The sequence below is a fragment of the Sorangium sp. So ce295 genome, from assembly GCF_051527405.1.
Taxonomy (GTDB): Bacteria; Myxococcota_A; Polyangia; order Polyangiales; family Polyangiaceae; genus Sorangium; species Sorangium cellulosum_B.
Window position 1 is genome coordinate 10,780,179 of record NZ_CP150324.1, and the last position, 17,519, is coordinate 10,797,697.

General features: G+C 72.8%; 20 protein-coding genes. 2 read left to right on the forward strand and 18 right to left on the reverse strand.

Annotated elements, in window-relative coordinates; translation table 11 throughout:
* Nucleotide 1: 1 nt before the first annotated feature.
* Nucleotides 2-277, reverse strand: a complete 276-nt coding sequence (locus tag WMF11_RS40905; protein ID WP_437741649.1) for a hypothetical protein — start codon at nucleotides 275-277, stop codon at nucleotides 2-4.
* On the opposite strand from WMF11_RS40905, the gene WMF11_RS40910 reads away from it, so the two are divergent.
* On the forward strand, nucleotides 258-518 hold the full coding sequence (locus WMF11_RS40910; RefSeq protein WP_437904531.1) for a DUF4142 domain-containing protein: 261 nt from the start codon (nucleotides 258-260) through the stop codon (nucleotides 516-518). The genes WMF11_RS40905 and WMF11_RS40910 overlap by 20 nt on opposite strands.
* Before the next feature lie 61 nt (nucleotides 519-579).
* Here the strand turns inward: WMF11_RS40910 and WMF11_RS40915 are convergent, their stop codons facing one another.
* The 16 genes from WMF11_RS40915 to trxA all read right to left on the reverse strand — a co-directional run bounded on the left by WMF11_RS40915 (nucleotide 580) and on the right by trxA (nucleotide 14,983).
* A complete protein-coding gene (locus tag WMF11_RS40915) occupies nucleotides 580-1,206 on the reverse strand; it encodes a hypothetical protein (RefSeq protein WP_437545257.1) in 627 nt (208 codons plus the stop codon).
* Complete coding sequence (locus tag WMF11_RS40920) at nucleotides 1,203-1,841, reverse strand: hypothetical protein (protein WP_437904532.1); 639 nt, start codon at nucleotides 1,839-1,841, stop codon at nucleotides 1,203-1,205. Before WMF11_RS40920 ends, WMF11_RS40915 begins: the two co-directional genes overlap by 4 nt.
* Nucleotides 1,842-2,003: 162 nt before the next feature.
* A complete protein-coding gene (locus WMF11_RS40925; RefSeq protein WP_437974631.1) occupies nucleotides 2,004-2,408 on the reverse strand; it encodes a hypothetical protein in 405 nt (134 codons plus the stop codon).
* 178 nt (nucleotides 2,409-2,586) lie between these two features.
* Nucleotides 2,587-3,678, reverse strand: a complete 1,092-nt coding sequence (gene ychF, locus WMF11_RS40930) for a redox-regulated ATPase YchF (protein ID WP_437545263.1) — start codon at nucleotides 3,676-3,678, stop codon at nucleotides 2,587-2,589.
* A gap of 97 nt (nucleotides 3,679-3,775) precedes the next feature.
* The gene (locus WMF11_RS40935; protein ID WP_437974632.1) at nucleotides 3,776-4,726 is read right to left on the reverse strand and encodes a LysR family transcriptional regulator; all 951 of its coding nucleotides are present in this window, start codon (nucleotides 4,724-4,726) and stop codon (nucleotides 3,776-3,778) included.
* 161 nt (nucleotides 4,727-4,887) lie between these two features.
* Nucleotides 4,888-5,664, reverse strand: coding sequence for a formyl transferase (locus WMF11_RS40940; RefSeq protein WP_437974633.1), 777 nt, complete (start codon nucleotides 5,662-5,664; stop codon nucleotides 4,888-4,890).
* Between the two features lie 5 nt (nucleotides 5,665-5,669).
* Nucleotides 5,670-6,227, reverse strand: coding sequence for a hypothetical protein (locus WMF11_RS40945; RefSeq protein ID WP_437974634.1), 558 nt, complete (start codon nucleotides 6,225-6,227; stop codon nucleotides 5,670-5,672).
* The gene (locus WMF11_RS40950; protein ID WP_437904536.1) at nucleotides 6,224-7,330 is read right to left on the reverse strand and encodes a hypothetical protein; all 1,107 of its coding nucleotides are present in this window, start codon (nucleotides 7,328-7,330) and stop codon (nucleotides 6,224-6,226) included. The genes WMF11_RS40945 and WMF11_RS40950 overlap by 4 nt, the downstream gene beginning before the upstream one ends.
* Nucleotides 7,331-7,475: 145 nt before the next feature.
* Complete coding sequence (locus WMF11_RS40955) at nucleotides 7,476-8,594, reverse strand: DegT/DnrJ/EryC1/StrS family aminotransferase (RefSeq protein WP_437974635.1); 1,119 nt, start codon at nucleotides 8,592-8,594, stop codon at nucleotides 7,476-7,478.
* Nucleotides 8,591-9,265: an acyltransferase gene (locus tag WMF11_RS40960; RefSeq protein WP_437974636.1), complete on the reverse strand. Its 675-nt coding sequence runs from the start codon at nucleotides 9,263-9,265 to the stop codon at nucleotides 8,591-8,593. The genes WMF11_RS40955 and WMF11_RS40960 overlap by 4 nt, the downstream gene beginning before the upstream one ends.
* A complete protein-coding gene (locus WMF11_RS40965; RefSeq protein WP_437974637.1) occupies nucleotides 9,262-10,845 on the reverse strand; it encodes a hypothetical protein in 1,584 nt (527 codons plus the stop codon). Before WMF11_RS40965 ends, WMF11_RS40960 begins: the two co-directional genes overlap by 4 nt.
* A 69-nt stretch (nucleotides 10,846-10,914) precedes the next feature.
* Complete coding sequence (gene secG, locus WMF11_RS40970) at nucleotides 10,915-11,187, reverse strand: preprotein translocase subunit SecG (protein ID WP_012239955.1); 273 nt, start codon at nucleotides 11,185-11,187, stop codon at nucleotides 10,915-10,917.
* Nucleotides 11,188-11,293: 106 nt separating this feature from the next.
* Nucleotides 11,294-12,127, reverse strand: a complete 834-nt coding sequence (gene tpiA / locus WMF11_RS40975; protein ID WP_012239956.1) for a triose-phosphate isomerase — start codon at nucleotides 12,125-12,127, stop codon at nucleotides 11,294-11,296.
* A 5-nt stretch (nucleotides 12,128-12,132) separates the two neighbouring features.
* Nucleotides 12,133-13,368, reverse strand: a complete 1,236-nt coding sequence (locus tag WMF11_RS40980) for a phosphoglycerate kinase (RefSeq protein WP_437904541.1) — start codon at nucleotides 13,366-13,368, stop codon at nucleotides 12,133-12,135.
* 4 nt (nucleotides 13,369-13,372) lie between these two features.
* Nucleotides 13,373-14,398 (reverse strand): type I glyceraldehyde-3-phosphate dehydrogenase, encoded by a 1,026-nt coding sequence (gap, locus tag WMF11_RS40985; RefSeq protein ID WP_272102749.1) that lies wholly within the window; start codon nucleotides 14,396-14,398, stop codon nucleotides 13,373-13,375.
* Between the two features lie 261 nt (nucleotides 14,399-14,659).
* Nucleotides 14,660-14,983 (reverse strand): thioredoxin, encoded by a 324-nt coding sequence (trxA, locus tag WMF11_RS40990; RefSeq protein ID WP_437545284.1) that lies wholly within the window; start codon nucleotides 14,981-14,983, stop codon nucleotides 14,660-14,662.
* A gap of 362 nt (nucleotides 14,984-15,345) precedes the next feature.
* On the opposite strand from trxA, the gene WMF11_RS40995 reads away from it, so the two are divergent.
* Nucleotides 15,346-16,068, forward strand: coding sequence for a polyprenol monophosphomannose synthase (locus tag WMF11_RS40995; RefSeq protein ID WP_437904542.1), 723 nt, complete (start codon nucleotides 15,346-15,348; stop codon nucleotides 16,066-16,068).
* Between the two features lie 37 nt (nucleotides 16,069-16,105).
* Here the strand turns inward: WMF11_RS40995 and WMF11_RS41000 are convergent, their stop codons facing one another.
* Nucleotides 16,106-17,467 (reverse strand): serine/threonine protein kinase, encoded by a 1,362-nt coding sequence (locus tag WMF11_RS41000; RefSeq protein WP_437904543.1) that lies wholly within the window; start codon nucleotides 17,465-17,467, stop codon nucleotides 16,106-16,108.
* Nucleotides 17,468-17,519 lie beyond the last annotated feature (52 nt).

Consider the following 17,519-nt stretch of genomic DNA (forward strand, 5'->3'; position numbering starts at 1 on the left):
GCTACGGCGGCGGCCTCACCTTCGCGGTCGCCGGCTTCGGCTCGCGCTGCGAGGGCGGCGGGCGGCGGAGCTTGTCCAGCTCGGTGCTCGCCTCGGTGGCGATGCGCCGGGCGATGTGGGCGAAGGCCGAGGCGGCCTCCCTGGCCGGCGGCGTCGAGACGATCGCGACGAGGTGCTGCGCGGCCGTCTTCCTGCCGATGGGGACGAGGAAGAAGGTCAGGGCGGCGAGGAGGAAGACGACGCCGTTCGTGAGGCGCTTGAAGAACTCGCCGACCACAGGCGCCAACCGTAGATGGAGCGATCGGCCGGGGCCCAGTTCTCGGGAGCCTTTCGCCCTTCCAGCCGGAGGCGATCACCCGCTCGCCCATGCTCGCGACCACGAGGACGGCGTCGAGGAGTTCGAGGAGGCCGCGAAGGAGGCGAAGGACGCCGGCGTGAAGCGCTTCGCCGCCACGGGGCTGCCGCTGCTCCGGGAGCACCTCGCGACGGCGAGGCAGGCCTATGACAAGGTGAAGTAGACGTGGCGGCGCGAGCGCGCCGGCCCTGCGCGGCGTGGCCGGCGCACCGCGGCCGGCGCGCTCAGGCGACCACGCGCGCCGCGCGCTCGGGCCTCGCCGCTGGCGGCGGGGTCGTCCTCGACCTCGCCGCGCCGCGGACGGGCGCGAGCTTGCCCCGGAGCTTCTGGTACGCGGCCGTGTCGACGGGCTCGCCCCGGACCCAGGTGCGGATGAACGGCGCCACCCCGGACTCCCAGGCGGCGCCGAGGCGGAGCGCGAGGAACTCGCCGTAGAGCGCGGTGAAGAGCGTCTCGAGCTCCTCGATGAGGTACATGCGCTCGTAGAACTGCTCGTCCGCGGCGTCCTTGACGACGCTCGGGATCTTCACGCCCGAGAGCGAGAACGCGTCGGCGTTGAACAGGAAGGCATACTCGAGCTCTCCGCGCGTGACGCGGACGCGCGCGTGCGACGGGAGCTTGCCCTGGCGCAGCGCCTCGTGGGCCTCGGGGGCGCTGCTCGGCGCCGCGCCCTTGAGCCGGCTCTGCTCCTTCTCCTGGACGAGCGTGATCTGCCCCTCGAGCCAGAGCTCGCAGACGCCGAGGGCGTCCAGGGAGAAGCGGCCCTCAAAGAGCTCGCTCTCGAACCAGAGCCAGACAAGGAATTCGCGGCCGACGAACCGGCGCTGCTCGATCAGCTCAGCGAGGCTCACAGGGCACCTCGAAGGGTGGATTCAGCGTGGAAGACCGTGGGCTTGAGCAGCTCGAACGCGGCCAGCTGCTCGGCCGACAAGCCGAGCTCACGGGCGGCCGTGTACGGGCTCTCCGGCACGAGATCGAGCTCGAAGGTCTCTTCGAAGAGCTCCGAGAGCCCCTCGTGCGCGCGCGGCGACTGGTTCCAGAACCGGACGACGCCGGCCTCCAGGTTCCAGGACAGATCCACGACCTTCATCACCGGCATGAGCTGCGCGCGGAGCTTCCTCGACACGACGGCCCGGAGCTCCTCCTTCTCGCGCCGCCCGAGCTTCTCGCGCCCGCGCTTCGCGAGGTGCTCCCGCTCCGCCTCGGCGAAATGCGCCTTGAAGAGCGCCGAGGGCACCTGCCAGCGATCGGTCCTGAGGCCGAGGTTGATGTACGAGTTGAAGAAGATCTTGCCGTGATCGAGCTCGCAATCGAGCGGATTCTCGATGGAGCACCACCCGGCGCGCTGCTCCGCGTCCTCTTCGACCGTGAGCGGCCGGAACGCGCGGAGCTGGATTCGCTCGACGAACCTGTCGCGGAACCCCTCGGTGAGCTCGCCGCGGACATAGAACTTCGAGAATGAGATGGATCCTTTGAGTGCGCCCAAATGATCGTCCTTTCGTCTCGTGAAGGCGCAGGAGGTAGCCGAGCGGATCCAGGGGGTCAAAAAACCGGACGGGGCGGCGCGGCCATCGGGCGGAGAACGACGACGAACGGCGACGAACGGCGATCGCCACGGCCGCCAGGCGGGCTGGGCAGTGGGGCGCGGTCAGAGCGGCTGGACCAGCGGCGGGCGCAGCCAGCGGCCCGAGAACGGGCCAGTGAGGTAAAAGCGATAGCGAAGGAAATACGGCTCTTCGTCGGGCCCACAGAAGACGACGGTGGATCGCAGGAAGCGGCCGAAGACGTCGTCGCCGGGCTCCGCAGATGGCCTGTGGCCGATGGCCGGCGCGGGCACCGCAGGAAAGCGGGGCGGCGCGCCCTCCGAGAACCCGCGCGGCACGTCGCACGGCGCGGGCGGAAGAGGCACGCGCGCCGCGCCGCCGCCCGGGTCCGGGGCGCCCGCCTCCTCGGGCGGGACGTCGGTGGCAGCCGCGACGCAGCCCGCCGCGGCGCTCCCCCACGAGGAGAGGAGAACCAGCACACACCACGCGCCGACGCTCGCCCTGGGCACCGTCCTGCCTCCGTCCGAGAAGCGCGAGGTCCGCGGAGCGCCGGCGGTCGTGGCCGGCACACCGCGCCTGCGCGAACGCCGGAGGAGCAACGGCGGTGCCGCGCCGCCCGCGAAGCAGGGGCGCACCAGGCGCCCTCGGGGAGAGCGACGGCGGCGGGCGCGCTCGTGGGACGGACGGTCAGACGTTGAAGAGGAAGTGCGCGACGTCGGCGTCCTGGAAGACGTACGTCTTGCCCTCGACGCGCAGCTTGCCTGCGGCGCGGATGGCGGCCTCGGTCCTGTGCTCGACGAGGTCGTCCACCCTGTAGACCTCCGCCCGGATGAAGCCCTTCTCGAAATCGCTGTGGATGACCCCCGCGGCCTGCGGGGCCGTGCAGCCGATCGGGATCGTCCAGGCGCGGATCTCCTTGGGACCGGCCGTGTAGTAGCTCTGGAGGCCGAGCAGCCGGTAGGCCTCGCGCGCGAGCGTCGAGAGCGCCGGCTCCTTCATGCCGAGGCTCTCGAGCATCTCCTTGCGCTCGTCGGGCGCGAGCTCGTTCAGCTCCGCCTCGAGCTTGCTGCAGACCGGCACGACGCCGCTGCCCTCGGAGGCGGCGCGCTCGCGCACCTTCGCCGCGAGCGGGCCCGTGCCGGAGACGTCGGACTCGTCGACGTTCGCCACGTAGAGGACCTTCTTCGCCGTGATCAGGCCGAACGTCTTCACGACCTTCCGCTGCTCGTCGTCGAAGGAGAGCCCGCGGACGGGCTTGCCGGCCTGGAGCGCCTCGAGGCACTTCTCCATGAGCGCGATCTTCGGGAGGAGCTCCTTGTCGCCCTTGGCCTGCTTCCGCGTGCGCTCCAGCATCCCCTCGAGGGATCCGAGGTCGGCCAGCATCAGCTCCGTCTCGATGGTGTCGATGTCGCGGAGCGGGTCGACCCCGCCGTCGACGTGCACGACGTCGGCGAGCGTGAAGCAGCGGACGACGTGGAGGATGGCGTCTACCTCACGGATATGACTCAGGAATTTGTTCCCGAGCCCCTCGCCCGTGCTCGCGCCGCGCACGAGCCCGGCGATGTCGACCACCTGCACCATGGCGGGGATGATCTTCTCGGTCTTGATGAACTTCGCGAGCGTCGTGAGCCGGTCGTCGGGGACAGGGACGGCGCCGACGTTGGGCTCGATCGTGCAGAAGGGGTAATTCTGCGCCTCGGCCTTGGCGGCCGTCAGCGCATTGAACAGGGTGCTCTTGCCCACGTTGGGCAGTCCGACGATGCCAACCTCGACGCTCATGGCGCGCACGTCTAGCACAGGCAGGGTCGCGCGGCCCGGCCCCGTGGGCAGCACCGCCACAGCGAGATTCCCGGTTTGCCCGCGCCGCCGTCCGCCGTCAGCGCCGCGCGCGGCCGGGCGCGCGGAGGGCGCCGGCGAGGTGGTCGACGAACGCGCGCACCCGCGCGGGCAGGAAGCGCGACGGGAGGTACACCGCGACGACCTGGCGGCGCACCGGGAGCCACCCGGCGAGCACCTCGCGCAGGCTGCCCGCGGCGACGTCGGGCGCGGCGAGGTACGCGGGCAGCTCGGCCAGGCCGAGGCCGGCGCGCGTCGCCTCGAGCACGGCGAGGACGCTGTCGCTGGAGAAGACCGCGGGCAAGCGCGCCGTCGCCGCGGCGCCGCCGGGCTCGACGAGGCGGAAGGCGACGTGCGACGCGCCGCCCGCGCCGTAGCGGAGCCCGGCGTGTGATCCGAGCTCCGCCGCGCCGCGCGGCGCGCGGTGGCGGCGGAGGTAGCCCGGGCTCGCGTAGAGCCCGCGCCGATCGTCCTCGAGCGGCCGCGCGACGAGCTCGGCCGGGAGCGCGGAGAGCATGCGCACCGCGACGTCGATGCGCTCCTCGACCAGATCGGCGAGCCGATCGCCGCAGCGGAGATCCACGGTGACGCCCGGGTGCTCGGCCTGGAAGCGCGCGCAGAGCGGGGCGACGCGGCACGCGCCGTAGACCGCGGGCGCCGCGACGCGCAGCGGACCGCGCACCGCCTGGTCGCGCGCGGCGATGTCGCGCTCGAGCGACTCGACGTCGGCGAGGAGCTGCCGGCCGCGCGCGACGTACGCTTCGCCGAGATCGGTCAGCGAGACCCGTCGCGTCGTGCGCTGCACGAGCTGCACGCCGAGCCGAGCCTCGGCGCGGGAGACGGCCTTGCTCACCGCCGAGGGCGTGAGACCCAGCCGCTCGGCCGCCGCGGAGAACGAGCGCAGATCCGCGATCGCGACCAGGAGCTGCAGCGCGTGCGCGGCCTCGGAGGGGTCGATTGATGAACCGGTCTCATGAATCCTCGCTTTCACGCGTCGATTGTACGCTCCGGAGATGGGGTTCACCGGTCGCGGAGCGCCGCGCGAAGGAGCCGCCGGATGAGGGCGCGCGGCGGGTCATCGACCCGGGGCCCCGGCGAGGGGAGATCTCGCAGCCGAGGAGCCGGCGGCGCGCGTGCGATGCGGGGGCGTGATCAGCGGGCGAGCGCCCGGAGCCGCCGCGCCGCGATCGCCGCGATCGCGGGGTGCAGCACGAAATGCTGGCGCCCCGCGTCGGCGGCCTGGGGGGCAGGCGTCAAGGTCCCGTCGCGCAGGCCGCGCACCGCGCGACACATGAGCTCGAGCCCGACGCGCTCGACGCGCCTCATCACGGCCGGGTGGTCGTCTCCGGGCTCGAGCGCGAACCGCTCGACCAGCACGACGGGCCCGGTGTCGACGCCCGTGTCGATGAGGTGCACGGTGACCCCGAGCTCGGGCGGGCCGTCCTCGAGGAAGGGCCACAGCGCGACGTCCATGCCACGGTACCTGGGCAAGACGCCCGCATGGGCGTTGAGGACACCGATCCTGGGAATCGCCAGCAGCGGGGCGCGAAGCAGGCCGCCGCCCGCGAACACGATCAGGTCGGGCGCGGCGGCCCGGAGCGCGGCGAGCGACCGCTCGTCGTTGTGGTTCTGGACCACGTGGAACCGCGCGCCGATCGCCGCAGCGACGTCTCGCAGGGACGCCCCGGGGAGCCCCTCCTCGGCGGCGATGTCCCGCACCGATCGCTCCCCCTCGCGGGGGGACGAGAGGCTGCCGACCAGGACCTTGCCGGTGACCTTGGCGAGCACGCGGCCGGGCGTGGTGAGGCGAAGCTCGTCGCGGAGCCGGTCGAGCTGGTAAGGCGCTCGCAGCAGGACGTCGGTCAGCTCGATGCCGTCGGTGCGACCGAGCCGCCACGCGAGCAGCCGCGCGTACATGCTTGTATGCACGGGCGCTAGGAGCGCGATGCGCATTGCGACTCCAGCTCCGCAAGGGCGGATTCGACGTCACGGAGCGCCGCGGCCCAGTCCGCGGCGACCTCGGGTCCGACCCGCCACGACATCCCCGGCGCGAACCGATCCGCGAGCTTGAGGGCGGCGTTGAGCAGCCGCCAGTCGCGGCGCGCTGGCGCCTGCCGCGCGAGCAGCGAGCAGACCGCGGCGCGCTCACGCGCGACGCCGGTGCGATCCTGCGGCGGCTCGATCTCCGCCAAGGCGTCGCCGCGACGCAGCTCGACATGACGAAGCAGCCGCTCGAGCTCCTCGGCTCCCCGAGCGTCGCCCGCGGCGAGCGCCGCCTCGATGTCGGCGCACGCGCCGGCGCGCCACCGGCGCTGCTCCAGCGCCGGGCGGAGGGCGCCCTCGGCGCGCGCCGGCGCGGTGCGGGTCACCCCGGACGCAGCCCGTCGCAGCGCGGCCTCGAGGCGGCTCCGGCGCTCGCGCCCCCGGGCGGGATCATCGAGCCACACCGCGGCGGCGCGGACGCCCGCCAGCACGCGATCGCGCAGGGTCACGGCAATCCTCCGTCGATCGCGATACGCACGCTGCTCCCGTCGAGGCCCACGAGCGCCTCTCCGCTCAACCAGAGATCGTCCTGACGCAGGTGCCCAGACGGCAGCGTGAGGACACCGTTCTTGAACAACCAGTAGGGACTCCATCGATCCTTGCGGAAGCAGGCGAGCTCCCGCCAGGTGATCCCGTCGCGGCTCGCGAGGACGGCCGCCGTATCGCGGTGAACCCCGGCGCCGCGCTCGACGACCGTGAGCGCGATGAGCACCGGACCGGGGAGCTGGGCCCCGTGCCACGCCGAGGCGGGGATCGCACAGCCCACCTCGAGGGCGAGCGTGCGTCGATCGGCGCGGCATGCATGGTTCTGCGTCACCTCGGAGTCGGTCAACCAGCACACGTGGTCCGCGGTGAAGAACAGCTGCACGGCGCGCCAGCGCTGCGTGCCGTCCCCGAACCTCTCGATCGTGCGGAACCAGTCGCGCGTTCGCCACAGGTAGCACTCGCCGTCGAGATCACCGGTGGTCACCCACGCCGCGCCGACGTCGAACGGGTCGGCGAAGATGCCATGAACATGCCGCACCGACCCCGCGGAGAACTCGTGGGCTACCTCGACGCGGTCGCCGTCAGGGGCGACCCGGTGAACGCGCACCGATCCACGGCGCTCGTTCCTCGTGTACTCGCCGAGGTACGCAGCGCCGAGAGGGTCCTCCGCGATCCCGCGGTGCAGGACGCAGTCGCCAGCGATCGCACCCAGCGGCGCCGGATCGCGCCCCTCCTCGAGCCGGTAGATCGTCCCCGCGCGAACCCCGATGACGACGCCGCGCGACGTGCGGTACACATTGCACTTGTCGGCGCGCGCCGCCCGGACGAGCAGGCGCTGGAAGGCCATGGCGTCACGCGGCATCGCCGCGGGAAACCGGCAAAACGGCTCGAACGCGCCGACGCCGCGGGCGCGGCGCAGCACGACGCGCCCCTGGCTCGCCCAGACCGTGCCGTCGGCGTCGACGTGGTGCACGGTCGAGACCGCCGGAGCCCGCTCCCGTACCGAGACCCCCAGCGCGAGGTGATCGCTGGAAGGCGTCGGGGTGATGGCGCGAGCCGGCAACATCGTCAGCGCGGCGCACGCTAGCACCCGCTCACGCGATCCGGCAAGCCGGAGCCCGGCGCCATGGCGCACGCGCGCCGCGCTCGACGCGAGGTGCAGCCGAGGTGCAGCCGAGGTGTCTTGACGCCGCCGCGCCGAGGCGCCCGGCTCAACCGAAGAACGAGGCGATAGCGGCCGCCACGCGTGCGACCTCGTCGCCCGTGAGCTCGGGAAAGATGGGGAGCGCGAGCGTGTCGCGCGCCGCCGCCTCCGCGACCGGAAGGGAGCCCTCCGGCGGGCCAAGGCACGCGAAGCAGGGCTGGAGGTGGAGCGGCGCGGGATAATAGATCTCGGTGCCGATGCCCCGCTCCGCGAGCGAGCTCCGCAGCGGATCGCGCAGAGAGGCATCCTTCAGGCGAATCACATACTGATTGAACGTGCGCCCCGCAGCGCCGGCGTCCGGCAGCGCGAGGGGCAGATCTCGCCCGCCGAGCAGCGCGGCATACCGCGCGGCGTGCTCGCGCCGCCGCTCGAGGAGCGCGCCGAGCCGCAGGAGCTTGCGCCGGAGGAGCGCCGCCTGGAGCGCGTCGAGCCGGAAGTTGCCGCCGACGCAGGTGTGATGGTGCTTCTTCCGAGCGCCCTGCGCCCTGAGCGTCCGGACGCGCTCCGCGAGCTCGTCGTGATCGGTGGTCACGAGCCCGCCATCGCCGAAGCCGCCGAGGTTCTTGGTCGGGAAGAACGAGAAGCACCCCATGAGCCCGAGCGCCCCGGCGCGGCGGCCGCCGCGCTCGGCGCCGAACGCCTGGGCCGCGTCCTCGATGACCGGCAGGCCGCGGCCGCCCGCGATCGCGAGGAGCTCGTCCATGGGCGCGCAGCCGCCGAAGAGGTGGACGGCGAGGATCGCCCGGGTGCGCTCCGTCAGGGCGCGCGCCGCGGAGGCGGGGTCGAGGTTCAACGAATGAGGGAGCACGTCCGCGAAGACGGGCGTGGCGCCGGTGCGATGGATGGCGCCCGCGGTCGCGAAGAACGTGTAGGCGGGGCACACGACCTCGTCGCCCGCGCCGACGCCGAGCGCCATCAGCGCGACGAGCAGCGCGTCGGTGCCGGAAGAGACGCCGATCGCGTGCCGGACGCCGAGGTACGCGGCGCACTCCGACTCGAAGGCCTCGACCTCCGGACCGAGGATGTAGTGGCCGCTCCGGAGGACCGACTGGAACACGGCGGAGAGCTCGTCCTGCATGGCGAGATCGCCGCGGGCGCGATCGAAGAAGGGAACAGGCGCGGTCATCCGTCGGTGTCCTCCGCGGAGAGGGGATCACGGTAATGTCGCGTGGCCGCGGCGCGGGGCCGGGCGAGCGGCGCGTCCTCGTCGAGGTCGAGACAACGGACGATGTCGCCACGGCGTTCGTAGCGAAAGCCGCTCTCGGGGCAGCGCAGGAGGCCGTCGCGCGAGGCGACGAGCTTGTGACCGTGGCGGCTCATCCAGCCGGTACGCCGGGCCGGCACGCCGGTGACGAGCGCATAGTCGGGCACGTCGCGCGTGACGACGGCGCCGGCGCCGACGAACGCATGGCGCCCTATCGTGACGCCGCAGACGATGGTGGCATTGGCGCCCACGGTGGCGCCGCGACGGATGCGCGTCGTGTCGAGGAACGCGCGGCGGTCGATCGGGGCACGCGGGTTGACGACGTTGGTGAGCACCGCGGACGGGCCGAGGAACACGTCGTCCTCGACCAGGGTGCCGTCGTAAAGAGACACGTTGTTCTGGATCCGGACGCCATCACCGATGACGGCGGTGCCCGCGACGAAGACGTTCTGGCCGAGGACGCAGGCGCGGCCGATCCGCGCCCCGGCCGAGACATGGCAGAAGTGCCACACCTTCGTCCCCTCGCCGATGTCGCAGGGCTCGTCGATGCACGCAGACGGGTGCGCGAAGAAGGGCTTTGCGGGCTCGCTCATGGCGCCCCGTCCACGGGGTGCGCAGGGCCCCTGGAGCCACCCTCCGGCAAGGCCCCCAGCGCGCCGCCTGCCGGAGGCACCGGCCAGATCCCCCAGGCGCCGCGCGTCGCGAGCGGCGGGCCGGCGAAATCGATGACCGGTGGCCTGACGCGCCCGATGAGGTAGGCGGCGCCCAGGCCGGCGGCGCGGCGCGCGAGCGAGGCAGGGTCCTCGAAGCTCGAGCGGACAGGCGGATCTCGGGGATCGATCGAGCGATCGGGGTGCACCCCCTCGGGTCGTCCGAGGGCGGCGAGCGCCGCGAGGTGGCCATAGTCGGCGACCTCGAGGAGGAGGGGCGCGGAAGGAGGCGTGAGCTCCGCGGCGGCGCGGCCGATGGCGACCTCGTCCCTCCGCGGATTGAAGTGCTCGCGGCGCAGGTGCGGGCGAAAGAAGGCGCCGAGGGCCAGCACCACCAGCAGCGCGCCGCCGAGGGCGCGCCGCGCGCCGGCCGAGGCGCCCCGGAAGGCGCGCGCCGAGAGATCTCCGACGGCGAGCGCGAGCAAGAGCAACGCGAGGAGGGTCGCTCGCTCGGGGTGGTGGGTGGGCGCGCCGTCGCGCACGAGGGCGAGCGAGAGCGCCGCGATCTGGAAGGCGGCGACGGCGCCGGGGAGCGCGTACGGACGGGCCGCGCGAAGGAGCGGTGGAAGCGCCACCCCCGGCGCAGCGCCACGGCGGGCGCGCCATGCGACGAGGGCGATGGCGATGGGCCACGCGAAGAGCTCCGGCTCCTCGCGGACCATCGCGGCAGGGTACGCGAAGAGCCGCAGCAGGGAGCCGTCGCCGCCCGGGCCGATCGCGTTGCGGTAGGAGGCGACGCGGGCCAGGAAATGCAGCGCGTCGCCGTGAGCGACGCGGTTCCATGCGATCCACGCGGCGGGCCCGGCGAGCGCGACGAGCGCGGCGAGCGCGAGCTTCGCCTGCGCGCCGCGGCTCTGGCCGACGCGGGCGGCGGCGAGCAGCGCCATCGCCGCGAAGGCGACGGCGACGGACCACGGTTCGTAGCGGGAGAGCGTCGCGAGCACGAGCGCGACCGCGCCAACGAGGGCGCGCCCAGCCGGGGGCGCAGGCCCGGCCGGCGGCGTGACGAGCGACGCCACAGCGAACAGCGAGAGGGCGGCGCTCGGCAGCTCGGGGACCGTCGCCACGCCGAGGCAAGCGCTCCAGGGAAAGGCGCCGGCGAGCAGCGCGCCGGCGAGCGCGGCGCGGCGGTCACCGGTGATCCAGCGGGCGGCGAGGTGGACGAGCGCGGCCGATGCGAGGCCGAGGGCGAACGCGATGGCGCGGGCGACCTCGAGGGTCGGCGCGAAGACGCGGAAGAGCGTGCCGGTGAGCCAGAAAGGGACGGGCAGCCAGCTCGTCCCCGTCGGGTCGAGCCGGGGCGCGTGGGCCCACGCCTGCGCGAGGACCACGCGCGCGAAGTCGTCATCGCTCACCGCCCGGAAGCCGAGCGCGAGGACCAGGGCGGAGACGACCGCCTTGGCGAGGGCGACGAGGGCAAGGTCGCGCGCGAAAGGGACGGAGGCGGCCGACGCCGCCTCCACGGACGACCTCGCGTCGAGCGCCCTACCCGCTTCCCTCCCCGGCGCGGGGGCGGGCCCTAGCACGCGAGCCTACTTTTCCTGGGATTTCTCGAACTCGCGCAGCTCGCGATCGCCTGCCGACGAGAGGTAGGCGAGCGACACGCTCGTCGCCATGAAGACGACGGCGCAGGCGGCCGTGAGGCGGGTCATGAAGTTGCCCGCGCCGCGGCCGCCGAACACCTGCGCCGTCGCGCCGCCCATGGCCGAGCCCATCCCGCCCCCGCGGCCCTGCTGGAGGAGCACGACGAGGATCAGGAACAGACAGACGAACACGTGCACGATGTTGAGGAACGTGTGAAGCATCGGCGTCTTTCAGCTGGGTGAGTCTGGACCGCGCGAGGGGCCCAAGGGGCAAGTGGGCCAGAGGGCAGGCCGGCGCTCCCGTGGCGAGACGGGAGCGGCCTGCGATCTACCCCTGTTCCGCGCGCTCCGCCAGTCGGTGAGCGGCGTCGACGATCTTGGCGAAGCCAGCGGCGTCGAGCGAAGCCCCGCCGACCAGCGCGCCGTCGATATCGTCCTGGGCGAGCAGCGCCTCGGCGTTGTCGGCCTTGACGCTGCCGCCGTAGAGGATGCGCGTGACGCCCGCGAGATCCTCCGAGGCCTTCGCGAGCAGGCCGCGGATGAACGCGTGCACCTCCTGGGCGTCCTCGGCGCGCGCGACCTTGCCCGTCCCGATCGCCCAGACCGGCTCGTAGGCGATGACGCCGAAGCCGGGCTGCTTCGCGAGCTCGTCGAGGACGGCGCGGACCTGCCGCTCGACAACGGCGAGCGTCTCACCCGCCTCGCGCTGCTCGAGCGTCTCGCCGACGCAGACGATGGGGCGCAGCTCGGCGGCCATCGCCGAGGCAACCTTCCGGGCGACCGACTCGTCGGTCTCGGCGAACAGCTGCCGCCGCTCGCTGTGCCCGAGGATCACCCAGGTCGCGCCCGCGTCCTTGAGCATGCCCGAGGAGACCTCGCCGGTGAACGCCCCGGAGACCTCGGCGCTCATGTTCTGCGCGGCGATGCCGACCTCGCTCTTCGCCTCCGCGAGCTCGTGGGCCACGGCGGCGATCGCCGTGAACGGCGGAGCGACCACCACCTCGGCCCGGGTGAGCTCGCGCGTCGCCTTGGCGACAGCCGCCGAGAGGGGACATGCGTCCTGACCCCCGGCGTTCATCTTCCAGTTGCCGGCGATGAGCGGACGACGCGAGGCCGCCCGCGGGGCGGCGCCCGCCTCCGCGGACGTGCCCCCATCGTTCACGGGCTTCACTCGCTCACCTCGGCCGACCGGAGCGCCTCGACGCCCGGGAGACGCTTGCCCTCGATGAGCTCGAGCGAAGCGCCGCCGCCGGTCGAGATGTGATCGAAGCCCTTCGCGATGTGCTCGCCGGCCTGCTTGACCGCCGCCGCGCTGTCGCCGCCGCCGACCACCGTGAAGCCGGAGGCGCCGCTCATGATGCGCGCGACGTCGAACGTGCCCTTGGAGAAGGCCGGCGTCTCGAAGAGGCCCATCGGGCCGTTCCAGAACACCGTCTTCGCCCGCTCGATCGCCTGGCCGAACTGCTCGATCGAGCGGGGGCCGATGTCGAGCGCCATCGTGCCCTCGGGGATCGCGTCGACGGACGCGGGCTGGCCCTGCGTCGCGTCGATGCTCGAGGCGACGACGGCGTCGACGGGCAGGAGGAGCTGGATGCCCCGATCGCGCGCCTTGCTCATGATCGTGCGCGCCAGCGGGAGCTTGTCCTCCTCGATCCGGCTCTTCTGCAGGTTCTTGCCCTGCGCGGCGAGGAAGGTGTTCGCCATCGCGCCGCCGATGCACAGGGTGTCGACCACGTTGAGGAGCGCCTCGACGACGTCGATCTTGTCGGAGACCTTGGCGCCGCCGAGGACGGCGACGTAAGGCTTCTCCGGGCGATCGACGAGCCGGGTCAGCGCCTTGAGCTCCTTCTGGAGGAGGAGGCCGGCGGCGCGCTCGCGCATGAGGCGCGGCAGCGCGTGCACCGACGCGTGGGCGCGGTGCACGGCGCCGAAGGCGTCGTCGACGTAGACGTCGCAGAGCTCGGCGAGCTGGCGCGCGAACCCCTCGTCGTCCTTCTCCTCCTCCTCGTGGAAGCGGAGGTTCTCGAGGAGGCAGATCTGGCCCGCCCGGAGGTCGTAGATGACCTTCTTGGGCGAGTCGCCGACACAGTCGTCCGGCAGGTGGACCTCGTAGCCCGTGAGCTCACTGAGCCGCCCCCCGCACGGCTCCAGCGAGAGCCCCTCGGTCTTGCCCGGCTTCGGGCGGCCTAGGTGCGACGCGAGGATCACCTTCGCGCCCGCCTCCATGACGAGCTTGATCGTCGGGATCGCCTCGCGGATGCGCGAGTCGTCCGTGATCTTGCCCGTCTTCTTGTCGAGCGGGACGTTGAAGTCGACGCGGATGAAGACGCGCTTGCCGCTGAGGGCAGCGGCGCCCCCGGCGGCGGCGAGGTCTTCGACGGAGCGGATTCCGGTGAGCTTCACGGCGCTAGACGCCCTTCCTCGCCACGAGCTGCGCGAGGTCGATCATGCGGTTCGAGAAGCCCCACTCGTTGTCGTACCACGAGAAGATCTTCGCGAAGCGATCGCCGAGGACCGACGTCATGGTCGAGTCGAAGGTGCTGGACGCGGGCGAGCCGATGAAGTCGCCCGAGACGAGCTCCCGATCGGTGTAGTTGAGGACGTCCTTCATCGGCCCCTGCTCGGCGGCCTGCTTCATCGCGGCGTGGATGCTCTCCTTCGTGATCGGCTTCTCGGTCTCGAGGGTGAGGTCCACGAGCGAGACGTCGACCGTGGGGACGCGGATGGCGAGCCCGTCGAACTTGCCCTTGAGCGCCGGGATGACCTCGGACAGCGCCTTCGCGGCGCCGGTGCTCGAGGGGATCATGTTGACCGCGGCGGCGCGCGCGCGGCGCAGGTCGCCCTTGCGGTGCGGGATGTCGAGCAGGTGCTGGTCGTTCGTGTACGAGTGGACCGTCGTCATCAGGCCGCGGACGATGCCGAAGTTGTCGAGCATCACCTTGGCGATGGGGGCGAGGCAGTTCGTCGTGCAGGAGCCGCACGAGATGACCGTGTGCTTCTGCGCGTCGTAGAGCTCGTCGTTCACGCCCATCACGACCGTGAGGTCGTGGCCCTTGGCCGGCGCGCTGATGATCACGCGCTTGGCGCCCGCGTTGATGTGGCCGGCGGCCTTCGCCTTGTCCGTGAAGAGGCCCGTGCACTCGAGGACGATGTCGACGCCGAGGCTCTTCCACGGCAGCTCGGCCGGATCCTTCAGCGCGAGGACCTCGATCTTCCGATCGCCGATGCTGATGTGCTTGTCGCCGTGACCGACCTTCGCCGCCTTGAACTCGCGGTGGATCGAGTCGTACTGGAAGAGGTGGGCGAGCGTCGCCGGATCCGTCAGGTCGTTGATGGCGACCAGCTCGATATCCTTCACGCCGCGCTCGTAAAGCGCGCGGACAATGCAGCGTCCGATGCGCCCAAAACCGTTAATTGCGATCTTCGTCGCCATCACGAACTCCTGGGAAAGTGGCCGGCGCGAGTCGTAGTCACCTCGCGCGCGACGGTCAAGCAAAGCCTCAGCCGCGGGGCGCCGGCGACGTGGAGCGCCGGCGGCGGCGGGGCCGCGGCCGGCTGGCCGGAGCGGCGCCGCGCCGGGAGGGCTTTCGGTCGGTATTTGGGGTGGTTTCGGTCTGTGGGAAGGGGAGCGCCGGCGCGCTCGGGCTCTGCCGCGCCGGGATCTGTCAGGCCGGCGTCACGCGCGGCCGCGGATTCAGACGCCGAGCTCCCGGAGGAGCTTCTCCTTGCTCGCGACGCCGGTGTACGAGCCCGCCTTCTCGCCGCCCCGGAACAGGATGCACGTCGGAACGGCGCGGACGTTGTATTTCTGGGCGAGCTTGGGCGCCGCGTCGATGTCGAGCTTGCCGACCTTCAGCGTGCCCTGGGACTCCGCGGCGATCGTGGCGACGATCGGCGCGAGCTGCTTGCAGGGCCCGCACCAGGTGGCCGTGAAGTCCACGAGCACGGGGATCGGGGAGTTGATGACCTCGGACTCGAAATTCTCGTTGGTGAGGGTGACGACGTGCTCGCCTGCCATGATTGTCTCCGTCGGTGCCGCGCTGTTCATGTTCGGGGCCGCGCCTGTGCTGCGCGGGGCGCGCCCCGTGAGTTGACCGAGGCCGCGCCGGCCTATCGGCCCGATGCAGAGCGGACCGCCCTGTCGGGAAAGGAAAGTACCCGGCGCGCACGCCTCCGGCAACCCACAAGGCGCTCGCGGCGCCCCCGCGGAACCTTCCGCCTGCGCCGTCGTTTTGGTAGATCGCCCGGCGCCGGAGCGCCCGTGCTGGCCGACGCAGCGGAGGCCTGAGCGCGAGCGGACGCCCGCGGACCTGGCGCGCGACGCTGCGCGGCGCGCACGATCCCGCGTGCGAGCGCCCGCTCGCGCGGCGCCGAGCCAGGATGGCCCCCCGAACCCTCATCATCACGCCGACGTACAACGAGCGAGACAACCTCGCCGAGTTCGTGAGCTCCGTCCTCGCGGCGGCCCCGGAGGCGCACGTGCTCGTCGTCGACGACGCGTCGCCCGACGGGACAGGCGCCCTCGGCGACGAGCTCGCCGCGCGCGACGGGCGCGTCCGCGTGCTCCACCGGGCGGCGAAGCGCGGGCTCGGCACGGCCTACCTGGAGGGCTTCCAGCGCGCCCTGGACGGCGGCTACGACGTCGCGTTCGAGATGGACGCCGACCTCTCGCACGACCCGCGCCACCTGCCAGCGTTCCTCGACGCGATCGCGCAAGGCGCCGACGTCGTGCTCGGCTCGCGCAACATGCGGGGTGGCGGCGTCGAGGGCTGGGGCCTCGGGCGGCACGTGCTCTCGAAGGGCGGCTCCCTCTACGCGCGGACCATCCTGGGCGTCGGCATCCGCGACCTCACGACCGGCTACAAGGCGTTCACGCGGCGCGCGCTCCTCTCGCTCGATCTCGGCAGCGTGCGCTCGAACGGCTACGCGTTCCAGATCGAGACGACCTACCGCGCGCTGCGCAAAGGGCTGCGCGTGGTCGAGGTGCCGATCGTGTTCGTCGACCGCCGCGCAGGCCGCTCGAAGATGAGCCGCCGGATCTTCGCCGAGGCGATCGTCGAGGTCTTCCGCCTGAAGCTCGACGCCGCGCGCGGTCGCATCTGATCGCGCGGCCCCGCCGGAGCGCGAGCGCGCGCTGCGCTCAGCGCTCCCCCGCGCGCGGCGGCCGCGAGGCGGCGTGGCTGCGGCCCGGCTCGTCGAGCTCCTCGTCGAGCTCCTCGTCCAGCGGGACGTCGCCGTCGTGGATGCGCGATCGACCGGGGGCCTCCTGCTCCTCGAAGCGCACGCGCGCCGCCGCGGCCTGGCCGCGCTGGGCCGCGTCCTCCGGCGCCGGGCGCCCGCGGACGACGCGTGTCGCGCGGCGCAGCGCGAGATCGGCGACCCGCCCGGCCCTGCGCACGTTCGGCGCGGCCTTCTCGCGCAGCACGCGGCCGAACACCAGGGACAGCAGCGTCAGCACCGTCGGGACGATCACCCCGAGCGCGACGCCGACGGCGATGCGCGCGACGGTGAGGCCGAACAGCGCGGCGACGAGCGGCAGGCCCACAAGGCCGCGATCGAGCGACGGGCTCCCCTCGTGCCGGCGCGCGCGCCGCTCCTCCTTGCGCGCGCGCTTCTCTTCCTTGCGCGTGCGCCGCTCCTCCTTGCGCGCCCCGCGCCCCGCGGAGCCCTCCGCGGGCTCGCCAGCGCGCGCCGTCTCGGGGCGCGCGCCGCCCGCTTCGAGCCCCGAAAGGAGCGGAGCGATGCGCGCGGCGCGGCGGTCCGGGTCGGGCTCCAGCATCGCGGAGAGCGCCCGGACGAGGCGCGGATCGGCGCGATCGCCGAGGGCAGCGGGCACGTCGATCGCGAGCCCTCGGTGCGGCAGGTTCTCCGGCTCCTCGCCGGTGAGCAGGCAGAGCGCGGTCGCGCCGACCGCATAGACGTCCGACGCGGGCAGCGCGCGGCCCTGGAACTGCTCCGGCGCCATGTACCCGAACGTGCCGACCACGGTGCTCCCGCCCTCGGGACGCATGCGATCGCGGACCGCGCCGAAGTCGACGATCGCGAAGGAGCCGTCGGGCCGGCGGATCACGTTGTTCGGCTTGATGTCGCGGTGGATGACCGGCGGCGCGCGGCCGTGCAGGTAGTCGAGCACGCCCGAGGCGTCCCGCAGGAAGCGGAGGATGTCGTCCCGCCCGAGCACCGCGCGGCGACGGCGCATCGCGCCCAGGCTCTCGCCCTCGATCTTCTCCATCACCAGGAAGAGCGCTCCGTCCTCCTCGAAATGATCGAGGTAGCCTGGCAGGCTCGGGTGCGAGAGCGACGCGAGCACCCGGGCCTCGCGCTCCGCGAGCTCCACGCTCTTCCAGCTCGAGGCGCCGCGGATCTGGAACCGCTTGATCGCGACGAGCTTGCCGAGCCGCTTGTCGACGGCCTCGAGCGTGTGCCCCTGAGCCCCTTCGCCGAGGGCGCGCGTGATCACGTAGCGGCCGTCGCGCAACGCCTGGCTCGGCTCGGCACCCATCGAGGGAGCGAGAGTACACCGCCCGGGCAACGACACCAGGTCGAAGCCGCGC

What these genes read in the sequence shown, in the direction of transcription:
- ychF (WP_437545263.1), bottom strand. Translation starts at nt 3,678, where the DNA reads ATGAGCGTCGAGGTTGGCATCGTCGGACTGCCCAACGTGGGCAAGAGC.
- WMF11_RS40950 (WP_437904536.1), bottom strand. Translation starts at nt 7,330, where the DNA reads ATGTTGCCGGCTCGCGCCATCACCCCGACGCCTTCCAGCGATCACCTC.
- WMF11_RS40955 (WP_437974635.1), bottom strand. Translation starts at nt 8,594, where the DNA reads ATGACCGCGCCTGTTCCCTTCTTCGATCGCGCCCGCGGCGATCTCGCC.
- WMF11_RS40960 (WP_437974636.1), bottom strand. Translation starts at nt 9,265, where the DNA reads ATGAGCGAGCCCGCAAAGCCCTTCTTCGCGCACCCGTCTGCGTGCATC.
- secG (WP_012239955.1), bottom strand. Translation starts at nt 11,187, where the DNA reads ATGCTTCACACGTTCCTCAACATCGTGCACGTGTTCGTCTGTCTGTTC.
- gap (WP_272102749.1), bottom strand. Translation starts at nt 14,398, where the DNA reads ATGGCGACGAAGATCGCAATTAACGGTTTTGGGCGCATCGGACGCTGC.
- trxA (WP_437545284.1), bottom strand. Translation starts at nt 14,983, where the DNA reads ATGGCAGGCGAGCACGTCGTCACCCTCACCAACGAGAATTTCGAGTCC.
- WMF11_RS40995 (WP_437904542.1), top strand. Translation starts at nt 15,346, where the DNA reads ATGGCCCCCCGAACCCTCATCATCACGCCGACGTACAACGAGCGAGAC.
- WMF11_RS41000 (WP_437904543.1), bottom strand. Translation starts at nt 17,467, where the DNA reads ATGGGTGCCGAGCCGAGCCAGGCGTTGCGCGACGGCCGCTACGTGATC.